The following is a 14,281-nucleotide window of genomic DNA, read 5'->3' as shown; positions in this document are numbered from 1 at the left end:
CGGATCTGCACCAACACGCCCGGCGGGTACGACTCACCGTTCCGCGCCCAGATCCGGCAGTACCTCGGCTCCGGCCTGGTCGCGGACTATCCGAGAGCGGCCACGTTCGCGCGTTCGGGAACCATGTCGAGCAGTCCCTCGTTCGTGCGCTCCTGCGCATCGATCGCGCGCGGCAACATGACCGATTCGTAGGCCCGCACACCGTCTCGGACACCGTCCCGCGCGATCGCGAGCGCCAGATCGGCCGCGTCCTGCATCGCGAGGTTGGCCCCGACGCCCAGCGGAGGCATCAGGTGGGCGGCGTCGCCGAGCAACGTCACGCCCGGCGTGTGCTCCCACGTGTGGGGCACAGGCAGCGCGTACAGCGGCCGGTGGATCAGCTCGCCCTCGAGGAACCGCCGCAACGACGGGTGCCAGTCCGCGTACAGCTCCCGCAGTTCGGCGTTGGAGGGCTTCCAATCCTCACGCGCGCGCATGCACGCGTACGCGCGAATGTGATTGCCGCTGTTGCGCTGGGCCCACAGCATCAGGCCCTCGTCGTCGGCGACCATCGTGCCCTGGCCGGTCAGGTCGAGCAGCTCCGCGTCGTCGTCGTGCCGGGTCTCGACGAACATCACGCCGGTGTAGCGCGGCTGAGCGGGCGAGACTGCCGGGCGCACCCGTGACCAGGCTCCGTCAGCGCCGATGACCAGGTCGAACTCCGCGGTCGAGCCGTCCAGGAACGTGACCGAACCCGACGTCACCGAGTCGATGCCGAGGCCCCAGCTGACGGTTCCGGGCTTCAGCGAGTCGAGCAGGAGCTGACGGAGCTGGCCGCGGTCGATCTCCGGGCGGAAGTCGCCCTCAGGCGGCTCGTGCTCGATCAGCTCGGCCGTGACCGGGTCGACCTTGCGCTGCTCCTGGCCCTCGAAGCGGGCGAGCGCGCGCCACTCGTCGAACAGGCCGGCGGCGCGGACGGCTTCCTGGCCGCTGTCGGCGTGCAGGTCGATGGTGCCGCCCTGCTGGCGGGCTTCCGGCGAGCTCTCCCGCTCGAAGACGGTGACGTTCTCGAAGCCGTGCAGCTGGAGAACGCGGGCACAGGTGAGGCCGCCGAGGCCGGCCCCGGCGATGGCGACGCGTGGTGAGGTCATGGACTCATGAAAGCGTATCGACTCATAAAGTGCAACCACTACACTTTTGAACCGACTCAACTCAGGTGGTATGGTGTGCGGGTGACCGAGCTCGGCCGCCGTGAGCGGAAGAAGCTGCAGACCCGTCAGTCGATCTCCGACGCGGCGACGAGGTTGTTCCTGGAGCGCGGCTTCGACGACGTGGGCGTGAAGGAGATCGCCGACACGGCGGACGTGTCGGTCACGACCCTGTTCAAGCACTTCCCCAGCAAGGAGTCGCTGCTGTTCGACGAGGACGAGCAGCAGGAGTCGGCTCTGGTCGCGGCTGTGCGCGACCGGGGCGACAGGTCGATCCCGATGGCCCTGCGCGACCACTTCGTGCGGGCGGCGAAGGGGCATGCCGACCATCCGCAGTTCGAGATCTTCCAGCGGCTGGTGGTGGAGACGCCGGCGTTGAGGGAGTTCGGGCACCGGATGTGGACGCGCCACCAGGACGCGTTGGCGCGGGCCATCGCGCAGGAGGTCGGCGCGCCCGCGGACGACGTCAGGTGCGCGGCACTGGCCCGGTTCGCGCTGGACGCCCGGGACGTGATCTTCGACAGGCCCGACCGCGAACGGGCGGCGGACGAGGTGTTCGGCTTACTCGAGCACGGCTGGGCGGCCGATCAGCAGGCCTGACCGGTAGGCGAGCGAGACCGCGTGCGTCCGGTCGCGCGCGCTCAGCTTGCGGAGGATGCCCTTCACGTGGGTGCGCACGGTCTCCACGGACACGATCAGCTCGTCGGCGACCTGCTGGTTCTCCAGGCCGTCCGCGATCAGCGTGAGCACCTCGTACTCGCGCCGCGTGAGCGTCGGCCGGTCGCGCGGCCGCAGGTCGGGATGCACGTAACCGCGGGACCGGCAGGTCTCGGCGATGACCCGCACGATCTGCTCGGGCTGGGCCGAGCGCGGCACGACGCCGCGGACTCCTGCTTCTAACGCGGACGTCACGTAGTTGGCGTGCGAGTGCGCGTCGCGGACCAGTCCGATGATCAGCAGCGCGGGGTCTCGCTCGACCAGCAGCCGGGCCAGGTGGCCGACCGGGTCGAGCACGGAGTCGACGAGGAGCACGTCGGGGCGCAGTCGTTCGTGCAGGCGAACGGCGGCGTGCAGGTCGCCCGTCGAGCCGAGCCAGCGCAGGCCGGGAGTCCGCTTGACCAGTGCGGACAGGCCCTCGCGGTACAGGGGCACGGGGTCGATCAGCGCGACGCCGGGGGCAGGCCGGCTTGGCGGGAGCATCAACACCTCCGTTCGTGCTTCTGGAGGGAAGACGTGGTTCACCTGGACGTGTGACGCGGAATAGCAGGTTCACGTGGATGAACAAGGGTCACGAATGTGATTCAAGACCGTCGAAGGTCTTCCATCACGGGGCAACAGTCTCGTAAGACCTACGTCACATATCCCGTGCGGATGTGCCAGGTTCCGCCGCCATGAGGCCTGGTGCTCTCGCGGGCACACGTGTGTGCACGCAAGGAGGTCACATGGGCACCCTCGACTGGATCGTGGTCGCCGGTTACTTCGTGGTCATGGTCGGCATCGGGCTCTGGTCCCGAGGGCGGATCAAGAACATCGCCGACTTCTTCACAGCCGGCGGCAAGATGCCGTGGTGGTTGTCGGGCATCTCCCACCACATGTCCGGGTACAGCGCCGTCATGTTCGTCGCGTTCGCGGCGGAGGCGTACCGGCTCGGCCTCACGGTCTACATCTGGTGGTCGCTGACGATCGGTCTCGGTGTCGGCATCGGCGCCTTCCTCTGGGCGCCCGCCTGGAACCGGCTGCGCGCGAAGCACGACGTCAAGTCGCCGCTCGAGTACCTGTCCATCCGCTACAACGTGCCGACCCAGCAGCTCATGGCGTGGGCGGGCGCGGGCCTGAAGGTCGTCGACATCGCGGCCAAGTGGGTCGCCGTCTCGTTGCTGCTGCAGGGCTTCGCGGGCGTCCCGATCCCGTGGGGCATCGCGCTCGTCGGCATCGTCACGATGGTCTACTCGGTGCTGGGCGGCCTCTGGGCCGACGCGCTCACGGACTTCGGCCAGTTCATCATCCAGGGCCTCGCGGGCTTCGCGATGTTCTTCGCGGTCGCCTCGCACTTCGGCGGCATCAACTTCATGTGGACGATCTGGGACAAGCTCCCCGAGAGCCACAGCGACCCGCTGACCGGCCCCTACACCCTGACGTTCTTCATGGCGCTCTTCCTGATCAAGACGCTCGAGTACAACGGCGGCATGTGGAACCTGGCCCAGCGCTACATGGCGGCCCCGTCCGGTTTCGCCGCGAAGCGCTCGGCCCTGCTGTCCGCCGGCCTGTGGCTGGTGTGGCCGCTCGTCCTGTTCTTCCCGATGTGGGCGGCGCCGCTGATCGTGCCGGGCATGGAGGCCAACGCCGAGCAGGCCTACGTCGAGATGGGCAAGGCGATGCTCCCCGCCGGCATGGTGGGCCTCGTCCTCGCGGGCTTCTTCTCGCACACGATGGCGATGGTCTCCTCCGACGCCAACGTCATCACCGCAGTAATCACCCGTGACATCCTTCCGCGACTCTGGAAGGGCGCCCTGAACATGACGGCCGATGCGCAGCTGAAACTGGCGCGCATCACGACGTTCGCGTTCATCGGCCTGTCGATGACCATCGCGCTGACCGCGGACACCAAGGGCTTCGTGCTCAAGGTCGTGATCGCCCTGGTGGCGGCCACGATGGGCCCTATCGCGATCCCGCTGATGCTCGGCCTGCTCCCGTGGTTCCGCAAGGTCGGCCCGACGGCAGCGCTGTCGTCGACCGCCGGTGGCCTCGCGACCTGGGTGTTCCTCTACGTCGAGCAGCAGTTCCTGAAGGACTTCGCCGTCTCGCAGGCGCTGATCGTGTCGACCCCGCTGCTGGTCTCCCTGGTGCTCTACCTGGCGATCGGCTTCCTGAAGCCGGAACCGTCGGCCGAGCGCGACGCGCTGATCGACTCGCTCAAGTCCGACGCCCCCGACGTGGAAGCGGTCAAGGCGTAACTTCAGCCCGTTCGTTCTTCATGATCCTCGCGGCGGCGCACCCGAACAGGGTCGCCGCCGCGAGCCATATGTAGGGCATGGGCGTACCGGTGTACGTCGTGGCCGTCGAGGCCAGCACCACCGTCGCACCGGCCACCAGCCCGGTCGTGTGCGTGACCGGGAACGAGCTCTTGAGGACCGTGAACACCGCGATGGGCACTAGCAGGAAGCCGTAGGCGCACACCCGAGTGATCAGGTTGGCGTGGTCGGCCACCTCGTACTGGAGCGCCGGCACGGCCAGCAACGTCAGCAGCACGCCGGTTCCGAGCCCGGCCGCGAGACTCCGCAGCACGGTGCGCCCTTGCCACATCTGCGGCATGCGCTTCAAGACGCACACATCACTCGATGGTTGCCGTGGCGTGCGTCATCGTCACGAGACTCATGCGAGGTGGCGCATGCACAGTGGAAGCCATGGGTACGTGGTTTCCTTCAGATGACGCCGAACTGGCCGCGGGTTGGCGGCTGTGGCTGGAGCTGAGCGACCGCGTGTACCCCGACCCGTCGTGGGACGGCACCCCCGCCGACGCCATCCGCGGAGTCCGCGACCTGCTGGCGGCGTGCGAGTCGATCCGGGTGGACTACCTCGCCGAGTCGTCCGAGCCGTCGGTGGCTCTCCTGCAGCTGCTGCAGTCCATGCCGTTCGTGGCGTCGTTCCCGGTCGATCTGTGGCACGACGACACGCACCCGTTGGACGTCGAACGTGCCGAACTGCTGCACGGCGACCTCGCCTCGTTCGCTCAGCACGTGGCGGGTGTGCGCGCTGCGCTGGCCCAGGGCGGCGGGTGGGTGGAGCTTGATCGCCGCCCGTGGGGCCTGCCGGTCGACTAGTTGTCGACGCGGCCCATCAGCTGTTCCGGGTAGCGCAGGCCCGCCGCGGCACCGGGCGGCAGTGCGGCCTCGAGCTGCGCGAGCTGGTCGGCGGTGAGCTCGACGTCGGCGGCCGCCGCGTTCTCCTCCAGGTAGCTGATCCGCTTGGTGCCGGGGATCGGCACGATGTCGTCGCCCTGGTGCAGCAGCCAGGCGAGGGCGAGCTGGGTGGGCGTGACGCCCGCGTCTGCTGCCACCGCGCGGACCTGGTCGGCGAGGCGCAGGTTCTGGCGGAGGTTCTCGCCCTGGAAGCGGGGGTCGTAGCGGCGGTAGTCGTCCTCGGCGAGGGTGCTGACGTCCGTGATCGCGCCGGAGAGGAAGCCGCGGCCGACCGGGGAGTACGGGACCACCGTGATGCCGAGCTCGCGGGTGGTCGGCAGGACCTTCGCCTCGAGGCTGCGCTCCCAGAGGGAGTACTCGCTCTGCAGCGCGGCGATCGGGTGCACGGCGTGCGCGCGGCGGAGGGTGTCGGCGTTGACCTCGGACAGGCCGATGTGGCGGATCTTGCCCGCGGCGACGAGCTCTGCCAGCGCGCCGACGGTGTCCTCGATCGGCACCTCCGGGTCGCGGCGGTGCAGGTAGTAGACGTCGATGTGGTCGAGGCCGAGGCGGGCGAGGGAGGCGTCGACGGCTTCCTTCGCGTAGGCGGGGGTGGAGTCGACGGTGAAGGTGCCGTCGACCACTCGCGAGCCGAACTTCGTGGCGACCACGGCCTCGTCGCGGCGACGACCGGCGAGGGCGCGACCGAGCAGCTGTTCGTTGTGGCCGGCGCCGTAGACGTCGGCGGTGTCGAGCAGGTTCACGCCCAGGTCCAGGGCGCGGTGGATCGTGGCGATGGAGTCGGTGTCGTTGGTGGCTCCGTAGAACTCGGACATGCCCATGAGGCCGAGGCCGACGGCGGAGACTGCGGGTCCGTTGGTGCCCAGTGCGCGCTTCTTCATGGGAAGAAACTTATACTTCATCACCATTATGGTCAACCATGATGGTTGTGAACTAGTTCATGTAGACTCCGGTGCGTGATGTCCGCCGTAGATCCCTTGTCCGCCGAGGTGATCACGCTCTTCGCGTCGATCACCGACCGGTACACCCGCGAGTACGAGTCCGCCGCTGCCCACCACGGCCTGACGCCGCAGCAGGTCAAAGCGCTGCTGGTGCTGGCGGAGGCGCCGCTGCCCATGCGGCGCGTGGCCGAGCGTCTCGGCACCGAGCCGTCCAACCTGACGAGCGTGGTGGACCGGCTGCAGGCTCGTGAGCTCCTCGAACGGCAACCCGACCCGAGCGATCGGCGGATCAAGCTGCTGGTCACCACGGATGCCGGCAAGGCGGCGGCGAAGGATCTCCGCGAGCGGCTGCGCTTCGCCAGCGACCCTCTGGCCGCTCTCGATCCGGACCAGCGGCACGCCTTGCGCGACCTGCTCCGCCTGATGATCGACTCGTAGACGAGGGCCCAGGGTGACCTGGGCCCTCGTCCGCTCAGATCGTCAGCTCGGACTCGATGCGCTTGAGCTGGTGCCGGGCCATGGCGAGGTTCGCGACCTCTCTTTCCAGCACCAGGTAGAGGAAGAGCGAACCCCTGGCCTTCACGCCACCCATCAGCCGGATCAGGTGGTACTGGCGGTGCAGCGTGATCAGGATGTCCTCGATGCTGTCGTTGAGGCCGAGCGCTGAGATCACCCTGAGCTTGGACCGGATGACTTCTGTGTTGCCGGCCGCGGCGATCTCCAGGTTGAGCCAGTCACCGCCGCCGCTGGTGCCGAGCGACATCCCGCTGTCGTAGTCGACCAACGCCACGCCGATAGCGCCGGAGATGGACATGGCCTCTTTCAACGCGATATCGATGTTCATCAGGCTCCACTTCCCTGTGTCGACAAATGGTCGAGCCGTGGCCGCTTTTCTGTGTCTCGACGGCACGCGGACACGCCTCCATGCGGAAGAAATCGTTGTGGTGAGCAAAGAGCCGAGCGAAAACATGCGCTAGGCGGCCAGGATCGCGCCGACTCGTTCGATCACGGGCCGGGACTCGAGCAGCAGGCGTCCCAGGTTCAGACCCTTGTCCCCGAGCACGACCATCAATGACAGCCGGCCGATGGCGTACACCGCCATGTAACCCTGGCTGCCGAAAACAACGGTCTGGCTGAGCGCTCCCAGACCGATCACCTCCGCCGCCTGGCGCGCGATTCCGAGATCGCTGGCGGCCAGAGCGGAGATGTGCGCCGGATCGACGTTCTTCGCCACGTCGGCGAGAATCGGAATCCCGTCGGCTGCGGCGATGACCGTGTCGGTCACCCCGGGGACGTTCTCCCGGAGCTTCCGCATCTCGGCGCTCAGGGCGTCGTAGTCCAATTCCTTCCACTCCTGAATTGGAAAGGTCGAACCGCTCAGGACTAACATTCCACCTCCACGGCCTCAGCCGGTTCCGGCGTTTCGGGGGCGCAGTGCGGCCGGCCCCCAGCGTGAAAAACTGAACGATGTCGCAGGTGGTGCGATCTCCAGCAGTCCGTCACCGAGCATCAGAGCGATCTCCACGGTGACCGGGTAGAGCCCGCGGCCGAGCGCGAAGGCCATGTCCCGCGCGGTGCGCCTGCCGGTGGCGTGCGCGACGATCTCCCGCCGCTCCGCGGTCGAACAGCCCTGCTCAGCGCCGTCGACCGCGATCACGCGGTCCCGGTAGGGCGACAACGCGATCGGGAGTGACGCGAGGGCGTCCAGTCGACGAGCCGTCTCCGACATCAGCACGTCCGCGGCGACGCCTTCGGGTGCGGGCAGCAGGGGGTGATCAATTGACTCGTCCACGACACACCGCTCGATGTCGCCGGCGGCCACGGCGAATGCACCGTCGTGCACGGCGGTTGTCACGATGTCCTGGACCTGGGCGGTGGTGATGATTCCCATTGCGACGAGTGCGGCTTGCAGAGATCGCGACTCGACACTTTCCACCAGAGCCTTGGTCCAGTCCTTTTCCTCGATCTTTCCGGAGCTGAGCAGCAGCGTCTCCGCTCCGGGTGAACCGGGGCTGTCCACCGCGACGACCACGCCGTCGCGCAAATGAAACAATCCGCCCGCATTGCTCACAACGCGCAACGCGCCGGTGACTCGATCCGTGTGGCACTGCGCCAGGGCTTGCGCGAGGACGTCGAATGAGGCTCTGTTGTCGCGTCTCAGAAGTCACTCCGGGTTAATTCGGGTTAACTGAGCGGATGTCCTGCGATCTGATCATCCAATCGAGTACTTCAGCTTCATCGAAAGAGCGATCGCCGGGGTTACTTCTTACCCGCCGAAACTGTCCAGCGTAGCCAAGCGTCACTCCATCGAGTGAAACATTCCATGGGACGCAGAAAGGCGGCGAGAAATTTCTATTCGCAATCCATGGACCTGTCGGCGTCGAGCAGCCTGGAGGCGACGGTCCCGGATACGCCGAAGGCCCTCACGCGGAGGGCCTTCGAGTGGAGCGGGTGACGGGAATCGAACCCGCCTCTACAGCTTGGGAAGCTGTCGTTCTACCAATGAACTACACCCGCACGAGCAAGCTCGGAGCCGATCATACACAGCCTCGCAACGCGCCTCGCGGGGGTCGGTTAGCCTGTCCGAGTGCTGCTGAGTGACCAGGATCTGCGCAAAGAGGTCGAGTCGGGCCGTCTGCTGCTCGACCCGTTCGACGTCGAGATGGTTCAGCCGTCGAGCATCGACGTGCGACTGGACCGGTTCTTCCGGGTCTTCAACAACACCAAGTACACGCACATCGACCCGTCGATGCAGCAGGACGAGCTGACGAGCCTGGTGGAGACGCAGGACGGCGAGCCGTTCGTGCTGCACCCCGGTGAGTTCGTGCTCGGCAGCACCTACGAGATGGTGACGCTGCCGGACGACCTGGCGGGCCGGCTCGAGGGCAAGTCCAGCCTCGGCCGCCTCGGTCTGCTCACCCACTCGACGGCAGGCTTCATCGACCCCGGCTTCTCCGGCCACATCACGCTGGAGCTGTCCAACGTCGCGAACCTGCCGATCACCCTGCACCCCGGCATGAAGATCGGGCAGCTGTGCCTGTTCAAGCTGTCGAGCCCGGCGGAGCACCCGTACGGCTCGAAGCAGGCCGGCAGCCGGTACCAGGGGCAGCGCGGGCCGACGCCGAGCCGCGCCTACCTGAACTTCCACCGCACCGACACGCGGCGCTAGCTCAGGTCGCCGTACCGGTCGAGCACCCGGCGCCGCAGGTCCGGATCGGTGCGCGGCACGGGTTCCAGGAAGATCTCGTCGAGGTCGGGGAACGACGCACGCAGCTCGGCCGAGATGCGCACGCACGCGTTCTCCAGCTCGAACGCCGTCAGCTTGTCGTCGAAGTCGAGCCGCGCGCACAGCAGCACGCGGTCGGTGCCGATCAGCATCGTCAGCACGTCGACCACGGCGTCGACCTCGGGCACCTCGCCCAGTCGGCGCCAGATCGCCTTCACCATCACGGGATCCGCCTGCTGTCCGATCAGCAGACCCTTGTTGGTGCGCGCCAGCACGTACGCGACCAGCGCCAGCAGCACGCCGATCGCCAGCGACGCGAGGCCGTCCCACACCGACGACCCCGTCAGCTGGTGCAGACCGAGGCCGGCGAACGCCAGCACCAGGCCGATCAGCGCGGCGGAGTCCTCCAGGAACACCGTCTTCACGGTCGGATCGTCGGACACGCGCAGGAAGTCCCAGAACCCGCGGCCGTGCGCGGCGGCCTCGCTGCGCACCTGCCGGAACGCCTGCGTCCACGAGATCGACTCCAGCACGAACGCCAGCGCCAGCACGACGTAGCCGACCAGGGGTCTGGTCTGCTCCTCCTGTTCGCCGAAGACCGTGCGGAAGCCTTCGTAGAACGCGAACATCGCGCCCGAGGCGAAGATCGAGACGGCCGCCAGCAGCGACCAGAAGTAGCGCTCCTTGCCGTAGCCGAACGGGTGGCGGCGGTCGGCAGGGCGGTCCGAGCGGCGCAGGGCCGTGAGCAGAAGCGCCTCGGTGAACGTGTCGGCCACCGAGTGCGCGGCTTCGGAGAGGATTGCCGCGGAACCGGTCAAAACGCCCGCGACGGCCTTCATGACCGCGATCGCCAGATTCACCAGCAGGGCCAGAACCACGGTGAGTGTGCTTTCGCCCGAGCCCGACGGCTTCTCGCTCATGGCGATCACTCTAGGCCCGCGCCCGCACGCCCACAGTGCTGACATGGGGCCGTTGACCGGCGAAAATCACGGTTGGGTCTCGGGCAGCAACCGGACAGGCCCCTCGAACGACTCTATAGCGACCGGACGCTGGAGCGGCTGGGAAAAATCACTGAAATGTGCAGCTCTATTTGTGCTGCACAAAAATTCCTGGGGGCAGGATAATGAGCAACAAGATTCGTGCTGCGGCCATCACCGTCGTGACCTCGCTGGTCGCCGTGCCGCTCGCGCTTTCCGGTACCGCACTCGCGCAGGACGACGCGCAGCCGACGGGCTACATCGGCGGCTACGTCTTCAACGACCTCAACGGCGACGGCAAGAAGCAGGACAACGAGCCGGGCATTCGAGATGTCGACGTCATGATCAAGGAGCCGAACGGCCAGACGCACGGATTCCCGACGTCCGCCGACGGCGTTTACACGATCAAGCGCGCCCCGTACGGCGAGTACGAGGTCAGCTACGTCGACCCGAAGCTCGGCAACACCACGCCGTCCACGGTGAAGGTGAACCTCAACTCCGGCGGGGTGGACCTGAGCTTCGGCGTCCGCGGCGGCTCCATCTGCGGCACCGCGTGGAGCGACACCAACGAGGACGGCAAGCGTCAGGCCGGCGAGCCGGTGCTGTCCGGCCGCCAGATCTACCTGAAGGCGCTGGACAAGCTCGTCGAGTCGGGCGCGGACGGCGGCTACTGCTTCGACAACGTGCCCGCGGGCGACTACGCGCTCACGTCCACCAAGAAGACGGGCGACCCGCTCGTGCTGACCAAGCCGCACGGCGACTCGAAGTTCGACTGGGTCACGGCGCAGTCGTACGTGCAGAAGGTCGGCAGGGGCGAGCAGGTCAAGGGTGTGGACGCGGGCTTCATCACGCTGCGCCCCGACCTGAAGGCGGTGCAGATCATCGTCGCCAACCCGGACGCCACCGTCGACAACACCTTCAAGGTGGGCGACACGCTGACCGTCCTCGGTTCGCTGTGGGCCAACGGCAACGCGCCGGAGAGCCTCAGCGGCACGCTGACGCTGCCCGAGGGTCTGCGCATCGTGGAGCCCGCCGGTGGTCTCGGCTACGGGGCTGTCGTGCAGGGTCAGCAGGTGCTCCTGCCGCACGGTCTCAAGCAGAGCCCGCAGCTCGCCGAGTTCCTCGGTGCCAAGGTCGTGGTGGAGAAGGAGTTCACCGGCGGAGAGATCAAGTGGGAGGTCGGCAACGACAACGCCGACACCGACCGGTCGAACAACGTGCTGACCCGCAAGATCAACGCGGTGGCCGCCGCGCCCACCACGCAGCCGGAGCAGAACCACGGTCCCGCGGTCGTGGACGCCGAGTACAAGAAGACGGCGGGCCTGGCCAACACCGGTGCGGACCCCGTCGCCGCGGGTGCGATCGGCCTGGGTGCCCTGGTTCTCGGTGGCCTGGCCCTCTTCGCTGGTCGCCGCCGCAAGACCGCCTGATCGTTAAGCCATTCGAGTGACATTCGCGGGCCAGGGCAACATCTCGGGTGCCTGCGGTGTCTTAAGGCTGGGATCTGCACCGGGGGGACGCTGATCACCAGGGGGTAAGACGGAACGGCCCGCGTCCGGGAGAGACGCGGGCCGTTCTGCATGCGGGCGCAACTACCATCGTGGGATGGGCAAGCGAGGTGCGGACGACACCGACGCCGAGGTCGAGTCGTGGAGGGCCATGGTTCCGGCGATCGATCCGGTGGTCGAGGGCGTGGTCGACCGCGTGCACCAGATCAGCAAGTACCTGGACTTCCTCGCCACGGAGATCGCCGCGCCGCACGGGCTGAACCGCGCCGACTACGAGATCCTCGCCCGTCTGTTCTGGATCGGGCCGCCGCACCGCCTCACGCCCAAGCAGCTCGCCAACGGCACCCTGAGCCCGGCCACGACGATCACGAGCCGTCTCGACCGCCTGGAGAAGGCCGGTCTCGTCGTCCGCGAGCTCGACCCGAGCGACCGCCGCTCGTTGCCCGCGACGCTCACCGACGCCGGCCGCACGATCTTCCTCGACATCGTCGCGGGCCAGGCGCAGCGCGAGAAGGACCTCTTCACCGCGCTGCCCGGCGTTGACCTGGAGAACCTGCGCGACCTGCTGCGTCAGGTGATGGAGGTCCTCGCGGGCGAACTGGGCCCGGCACATCGTCGCACCCGGCTCGCTCTCGACAGCAAGGAGTAATTGCTACGAACTCGTACTATCCGATATCGTGCTATCTGGCGCGAGAGGGAGGGGTGCGACATGGGTGGCTATCCGCTGTCGGAGTGAGCGACATCACGCAACACCGCACCCCTGGTGGATCGATGTCCTATGTGGAGCAATCGAACACTGGGGGAAACAGTGCAGAAGGTCTTCGCCGTCGCCATGACGGCTGCCCTCGTCCTGCCCGTCGTGGCCACCTCTGCCGCGGCGCAGGACGAGACGATCACCGTTGAGGGCGTCATCTTCCTCGACCGCAACTTCAACGAGAAGTACGACGCGGGTGAGACCGTCCGCGCGAACGGCCCCGGCGTGCAGGTGAAGAACAAGGACGGCGAGAAGGTCGCCGAGTTCGGCACCGATGCGAACGGCCGGTACAAGGCAGTACTGCCCAAGGCCTCGCAGTACCTGGTCCTGAACATGGACAAGGACGGTTTCAACACGCCCTTCGCCGCGCGCGTCGTCACCGAGAACACGACGCTCGACTTCCCCGTGTGGGGCAGCTTCATCGACGGCTTCAGCTTCGTCGACACCAACGGTGACGGCGTGAAGCAGGCCGACGAGCAGCCGTCCACCGGCGAGATCAAGGTCAGCGGCAAGGCGATCGACGGTACTCAGGTCGACGCCACCACCAAGCCGGGCGTGGACGGCTCGTACCGGTTCGAGCTGAAGGAAGGCGCCTACACGGTCACGGCGCCGGACCTCGCGCGCAGCGAACTGGCGATCGCCAAGCCGTTGGGCGCGAACGACATCGACTGGGTCACGGGCCAGGCCAAGGCCGGGGCGCGGAACACGCGGATCGACATCCGCTACTTCAAGCCCAAGGCCGACGCCGCCATCGAGGAGTTCACGGTCACGCCCGACAAGGACGTGTACACGGTCGGCGACCAGGTCGACATCAGGATCAAGCTGGCCAACAGGGGCGACAACCCCGGCAAGCTGTCGTTCCTCGTCTTCCTCCCCACCGGGAAGATCCTCTCGCACAGCAAGAACGTCGTCGGTGAGGACGGCGACTTCGAGACGGTCGCGCCGCTGCTGCCGGGTGAGTCGCTCACGGTCGAGGTGAAGGCCGAGTTCACCGCGCCCGAGGACCCCAAGGAGCCCAACATCAACCTGGGGCCGTACGTGCGGCCGTGGGTCGGCGGTCACAAGGACGTCGAGCGCGGGAACCAGGGCTCCAAGTTCAGCAAGCGGGTCCAGGTCGTGGAGAAGAGCACCACGACCTCGCCGTCGGAGACCACGACGACGACCTCGCCGACGAGCACCACCACGACCACGCCGGCCGTGGCCAAGGCGGGCAACAAGACCGGTCTCGCCTCGACCGGTGCCTCGCCGCTCGGCTTCCTGGCGCTGGGCTCGGTGCTGCTCGCGGCCGGTCTGAGCGCGTTCTTCGTGGCGCGCCGCCGCCGGTCCTGACCACTTAGGACCCGCCACGGTTAGTCTGCGGCATGGGCATCTTGGTGCATGTGCTGCTGACTGCCGTGGCGGTCTGGGTGTCGACCGCCCTCCCCGGCATCGACCTGGGTGAGGGCACCACCGGCACGAGAATCCTCACGCTGATCGGCGTCGCAGTGATCTTCGGCCTGGTCAACGCGATCGTGAAGCCGCTCGTGAAGTTCTTCGGCTGCTTGTTCTACCTGGTCACCCTCGGCCTGATCGGGCTCGTGGTGAACGCGCTGCTGTTCATGCTCACCGGGTGGCTCGCCGAGCAGCTGGACCTGCCGTTCCGCGTCGACGGCTTCTGGCCCGCGTTCTGGGGCGCGATCATCGTCGCCCTGACCGGCTGGGTGCTGAACGTGGTCTACGACAAGATCACCGACAACGACTGACCTCACCGAAGCGAAAGGCCCTCGGT

General features: G+C 67.4%; 17 protein-coding genes and 1 tRNA gene. 9 read left to right on the top strand and 9 right to left on the bottom strand.

Annotated elements, in window-relative coordinates; all coding sequences use genetic code 11:
- Positions 1-86: 86 nt before the first annotated feature.
- Positions 87-1,130: an NAD(P)/FAD-dependent oxidoreductase gene (locus AB0M24_RS28290; protein WP_363774219.1), complete on the bottom strand. Its 1,044-nt coding sequence runs from the start codon at positions 1,128-1,130 to the stop codon at positions 87-89.
- Between the two features lie 81 nt (positions 1,131-1,211).
- Between AB0M24_RS28290 and AB0M24_RS28285 the strand changes: the two genes are divergently transcribed.
- Complete coding sequence (locus AB0M24_RS28285) at positions 1,212-1,787, top strand: TetR/AcrR family transcriptional regulator (RefSeq protein ID WP_363774216.1); 576 nt, start codon at positions 1,212-1,214, stop codon at positions 1,785-1,787.
- Here the strand turns inward: AB0M24_RS28285 and AB0M24_RS28280 are convergent.
- The gene (locus tag AB0M24_RS28280; RefSeq protein ID WP_363774213.1) at positions 1,749-2,387 is read right to left on the bottom strand and encodes a response regulator transcription factor; all 639 of its coding nucleotides are present in this window, start codon (positions 2,385-2,387) and stop codon (positions 1,749-1,751) included. The genes AB0M24_RS28285 and AB0M24_RS28280 overlap by 39 nt on opposite strands.
- 242 nt (positions 2,388-2,629) lie before the next feature.
- Between AB0M24_RS28280 and AB0M24_RS28275 the strand changes: the two genes are divergently transcribed.
- A complete protein-coding gene (locus tag AB0M24_RS28275; RefSeq protein WP_363774210.1) occupies positions 2,630-4,141 on the top strand; it encodes a sodium:solute symporter family protein in 1,512 nt (503 codons plus the stop codon).
- On the opposite strand, the gene AB0M24_RS28270 is transcribed toward AB0M24_RS28275, so the two are convergent.
- The gene (locus tag AB0M24_RS28270) at positions 4,131-4,508 is read right to left on the bottom strand and encodes a hypothetical protein (protein WP_363774207.1); all 378 of its coding nucleotides are present in this window, start codon (positions 4,506-4,508) and stop codon (positions 4,131-4,133) included. The genes AB0M24_RS28275 and AB0M24_RS28270 overlap by 11 nt on opposite strands.
- Positions 4,509-4,591: 83 nt before the next feature.
- Here AB0M24_RS28270 and AB0M24_RS28265 point away from each other — a divergent pair, with 83 nt between their 5' ends.
- The gene (locus tag AB0M24_RS28265; protein WP_363774204.1) at positions 4,592-5,008 is read left to right on the top strand and encodes a hypothetical protein; all 417 of its coding nucleotides are present in this window, start codon (positions 4,592-4,594) and stop codon (positions 5,006-5,008) included.
- Here the strand turns inward: AB0M24_RS28265 and AB0M24_RS28260 are convergent.
- Positions 5,005-5,988 (bottom strand): aldo/keto reductase, encoded by a 984-nt coding sequence (locus tag AB0M24_RS28260; protein WP_363774201.1) that lies wholly within the window; start codon positions 5,986-5,988, stop codon positions 5,005-5,007. The genes AB0M24_RS28265 and AB0M24_RS28260 overlap by 4 nt on opposite strands.
- Positions 5,989-6,066: 78 nt before the next feature.
- Between AB0M24_RS28260 and AB0M24_RS28255 the strand changes: the two genes are divergently transcribed.
- Positions 6,067-6,486 (top strand): MarR family transcriptional regulator, encoded by a 420-nt coding sequence (locus tag AB0M24_RS28255; RefSeq protein WP_363774555.1) that lies wholly within the window; start codon positions 6,067-6,069, stop codon positions 6,484-6,486.
- Positions 6,487-6,520: 34 nt separating this feature from the next.
- Here AB0M24_RS28255 and AB0M24_RS28250 read toward each other — a convergent pair whose 3' ends face one another.
- The 4 genes from AB0M24_RS28250 to AB0M24_RS28235 all read right to left on the bottom strand — a co-directional run bounded on the left by AB0M24_RS28250 (position 6,521) and on the right by AB0M24_RS28235 (position 8,565).
- Entirely contained in the window at positions 6,521-6,892 is a 372-nt protein-coding gene (locus tag AB0M24_RS28250; protein WP_363774198.1) for a hypothetical protein, read from the bottom strand.
- Positions 6,893-7,021: 129 nt separating this feature from the next.
- Complete coding sequence (locus tag AB0M24_RS28245) at positions 7,022-7,390, bottom strand: roadblock/LC7 domain-containing protein (protein ID WP_363774195.1); 369 nt, start codon at positions 7,388-7,390, stop codon at positions 7,022-7,024.
- 63 nt (positions 7,391-7,453) lie between these two features.
- Positions 7,454-8,092 (bottom strand): hypothetical protein, encoded by a 639-nt coding sequence (locus tag AB0M24_RS28240; protein WP_363774192.1) that lies wholly within the window; start codon positions 8,090-8,092, stop codon positions 7,454-7,456.
- A 399-nt stretch (positions 8,093-8,491) separates the two neighbouring features.
- Positions 8,492-8,565, bottom strand: a tRNA-Gly gene (locus tag AB0M24_RS28235).
- 70 nt (positions 8,566-8,635) lie between these two features.
- Between AB0M24_RS28235 and dcd the strand changes: the two genes are divergently transcribed.
- Complete coding sequence (gene dcd / locus AB0M24_RS28230) at positions 8,636-9,217, top strand: dCTP deaminase (protein WP_363774189.1); 582 nt, start codon at positions 8,636-8,638, stop codon at positions 9,215-9,217.
- Here dcd and AB0M24_RS28225 read toward each other — a convergent pair.
- Positions 9,214-10,194, bottom strand: coding sequence for a cation diffusion facilitator family transporter (locus tag AB0M24_RS28225; protein ID WP_363774186.1), 981 nt, complete (start codon positions 10,192-10,194; stop codon positions 9,214-9,216). The genes dcd and AB0M24_RS28225 overlap by 4 nt on opposite strands.
- Before the next feature lie 203 nt (positions 10,195-10,397).
- Between AB0M24_RS28225 and AB0M24_RS28220 the strand changes: the two genes are divergently transcribed.
- The 4 genes from AB0M24_RS28220 (at position 10,398) to AB0M24_RS28205 (ending at position 14,255) form a co-directional block, all read left to right on the top strand.
- Positions 10,398-11,681: an SdrD B-like domain-containing protein gene (locus AB0M24_RS28220; RefSeq protein WP_363774183.1), complete on the top strand. Its 1,284-nt coding sequence runs from the start codon at positions 10,398-10,400 to the stop codon at positions 11,679-11,681.
- A gap of 175 nt (positions 11,682-11,856) precedes the next feature.
- A complete protein-coding gene (locus tag AB0M24_RS28215; RefSeq protein WP_363774180.1) occupies positions 11,857-12,408 on the top strand; it encodes a MarR family transcriptional regulator in 552 nt (183 codons plus the stop codon).
- 159 nt (positions 12,409-12,567) lie between these two features.
- Positions 12,568-13,842, top strand: a complete 1,275-nt coding sequence (locus tag AB0M24_RS28210; RefSeq protein ID WP_363774177.1) for a hypothetical protein — start codon at positions 12,568-12,570, stop codon at positions 13,840-13,842.
- Between the two features lie 32 nt (positions 13,843-13,874).
- Positions 13,875-14,255 carry a phage holin family protein gene (locus AB0M24_RS28205; RefSeq protein ID WP_363774174.1) on the top strand — a complete coding sequence of 127 codons (381 nt, stop codon included), beginning with the start codon at positions 13,875-13,877 and terminating at the stop codon, positions 14,253-14,255.
- Positions 14,256-14,281 lie beyond the last annotated feature (26 nt).

Source organism: Lentzea sp. NPDC051838 (assembly GCF_040681245.1).
Taxonomy (GTDB): domain Bacteria; phylum Actinomycetota; class Actinomycetes; order Mycobacteriales; family Pseudonocardiaceae; genus Lentzea.
Note: the sequence above shows the minus strand (reverse complement) of the source record. Positions and strands in the feature narration are given on the sequence as shown.

Bases quoted from the DNA above. Each gene is read 5' to 3' on its own strand.
- AB0M24_RS28290 (WP_363774219.1), bottom strand. From the start codon at position 1,130: ATGACCTCACCACGCGTCGCCATCGCCGGGGCCGGCCTCGGCGGCCTC.
- AB0M24_RS28280 (WP_363774213.1), bottom strand. From the start codon at position 2,387: ATGCTCCCGCCAAGCCGGCCTGCCCCCGGCGTCGCGCTGATCGACCCC.
- AB0M24_RS28275 (WP_363774210.1), top strand. From the start codon at position 2,630: ATGGGCACCCTCGACTGGATCGTGGTCGCCGGTTACTTCGTGGTCATG.
- AB0M24_RS28265 (WP_363774204.1), top strand. From the start codon at position 4,592: ATGGGTACGTGGTTTCCTTCAGATGACGCCGAACTGGCCGCGGGTTGG.
- AB0M24_RS28260 (WP_363774201.1), bottom strand. From the start codon at position 5,988: ATGAAGAAGCGCGCACTGGGCACCAACGGACCCGCAGTCTCCGCCGTC.
- AB0M24_RS28255 (WP_363774555.1), top strand. From the start codon at position 6,067: ATGTCCGCCGTAGATCCCTTGTCCGCCGAGGTGATCACGCTCTTCGCG.
- AB0M24_RS28250 (WP_363774198.1), bottom strand. From the start codon at position 6,892: ATGAACATCGATATCGCGTTGAAAGAGGCCATGTCCATCTCCGGCGCT.
- AB0M24_RS28225 (WP_363774186.1), bottom strand. From the start codon at position 10,194: ATGAGCGAGAAGCCGTCGGGCTCGGGCGAAAGCACACTCACCGTGGTT.
- AB0M24_RS28220 (WP_363774183.1), top strand. From the start codon at position 10,398: ATGAGCAACAAGATTCGTGCTGCGGCCATCACCGTCGTGACCTCGCTG.
- AB0M24_RS28215 (WP_363774180.1), top strand. From the start codon at position 11,857: ATGGGCAAGCGAGGTGCGGACGACACCGACGCCGAGGTCGAGTCGTGG.
- AB0M24_RS28205 (WP_363774174.1), top strand. From the start codon at position 13,875: ATGGGCATCTTGGTGCATGTGCTGCTGACTGCCGTGGCGGTCTGGGTG.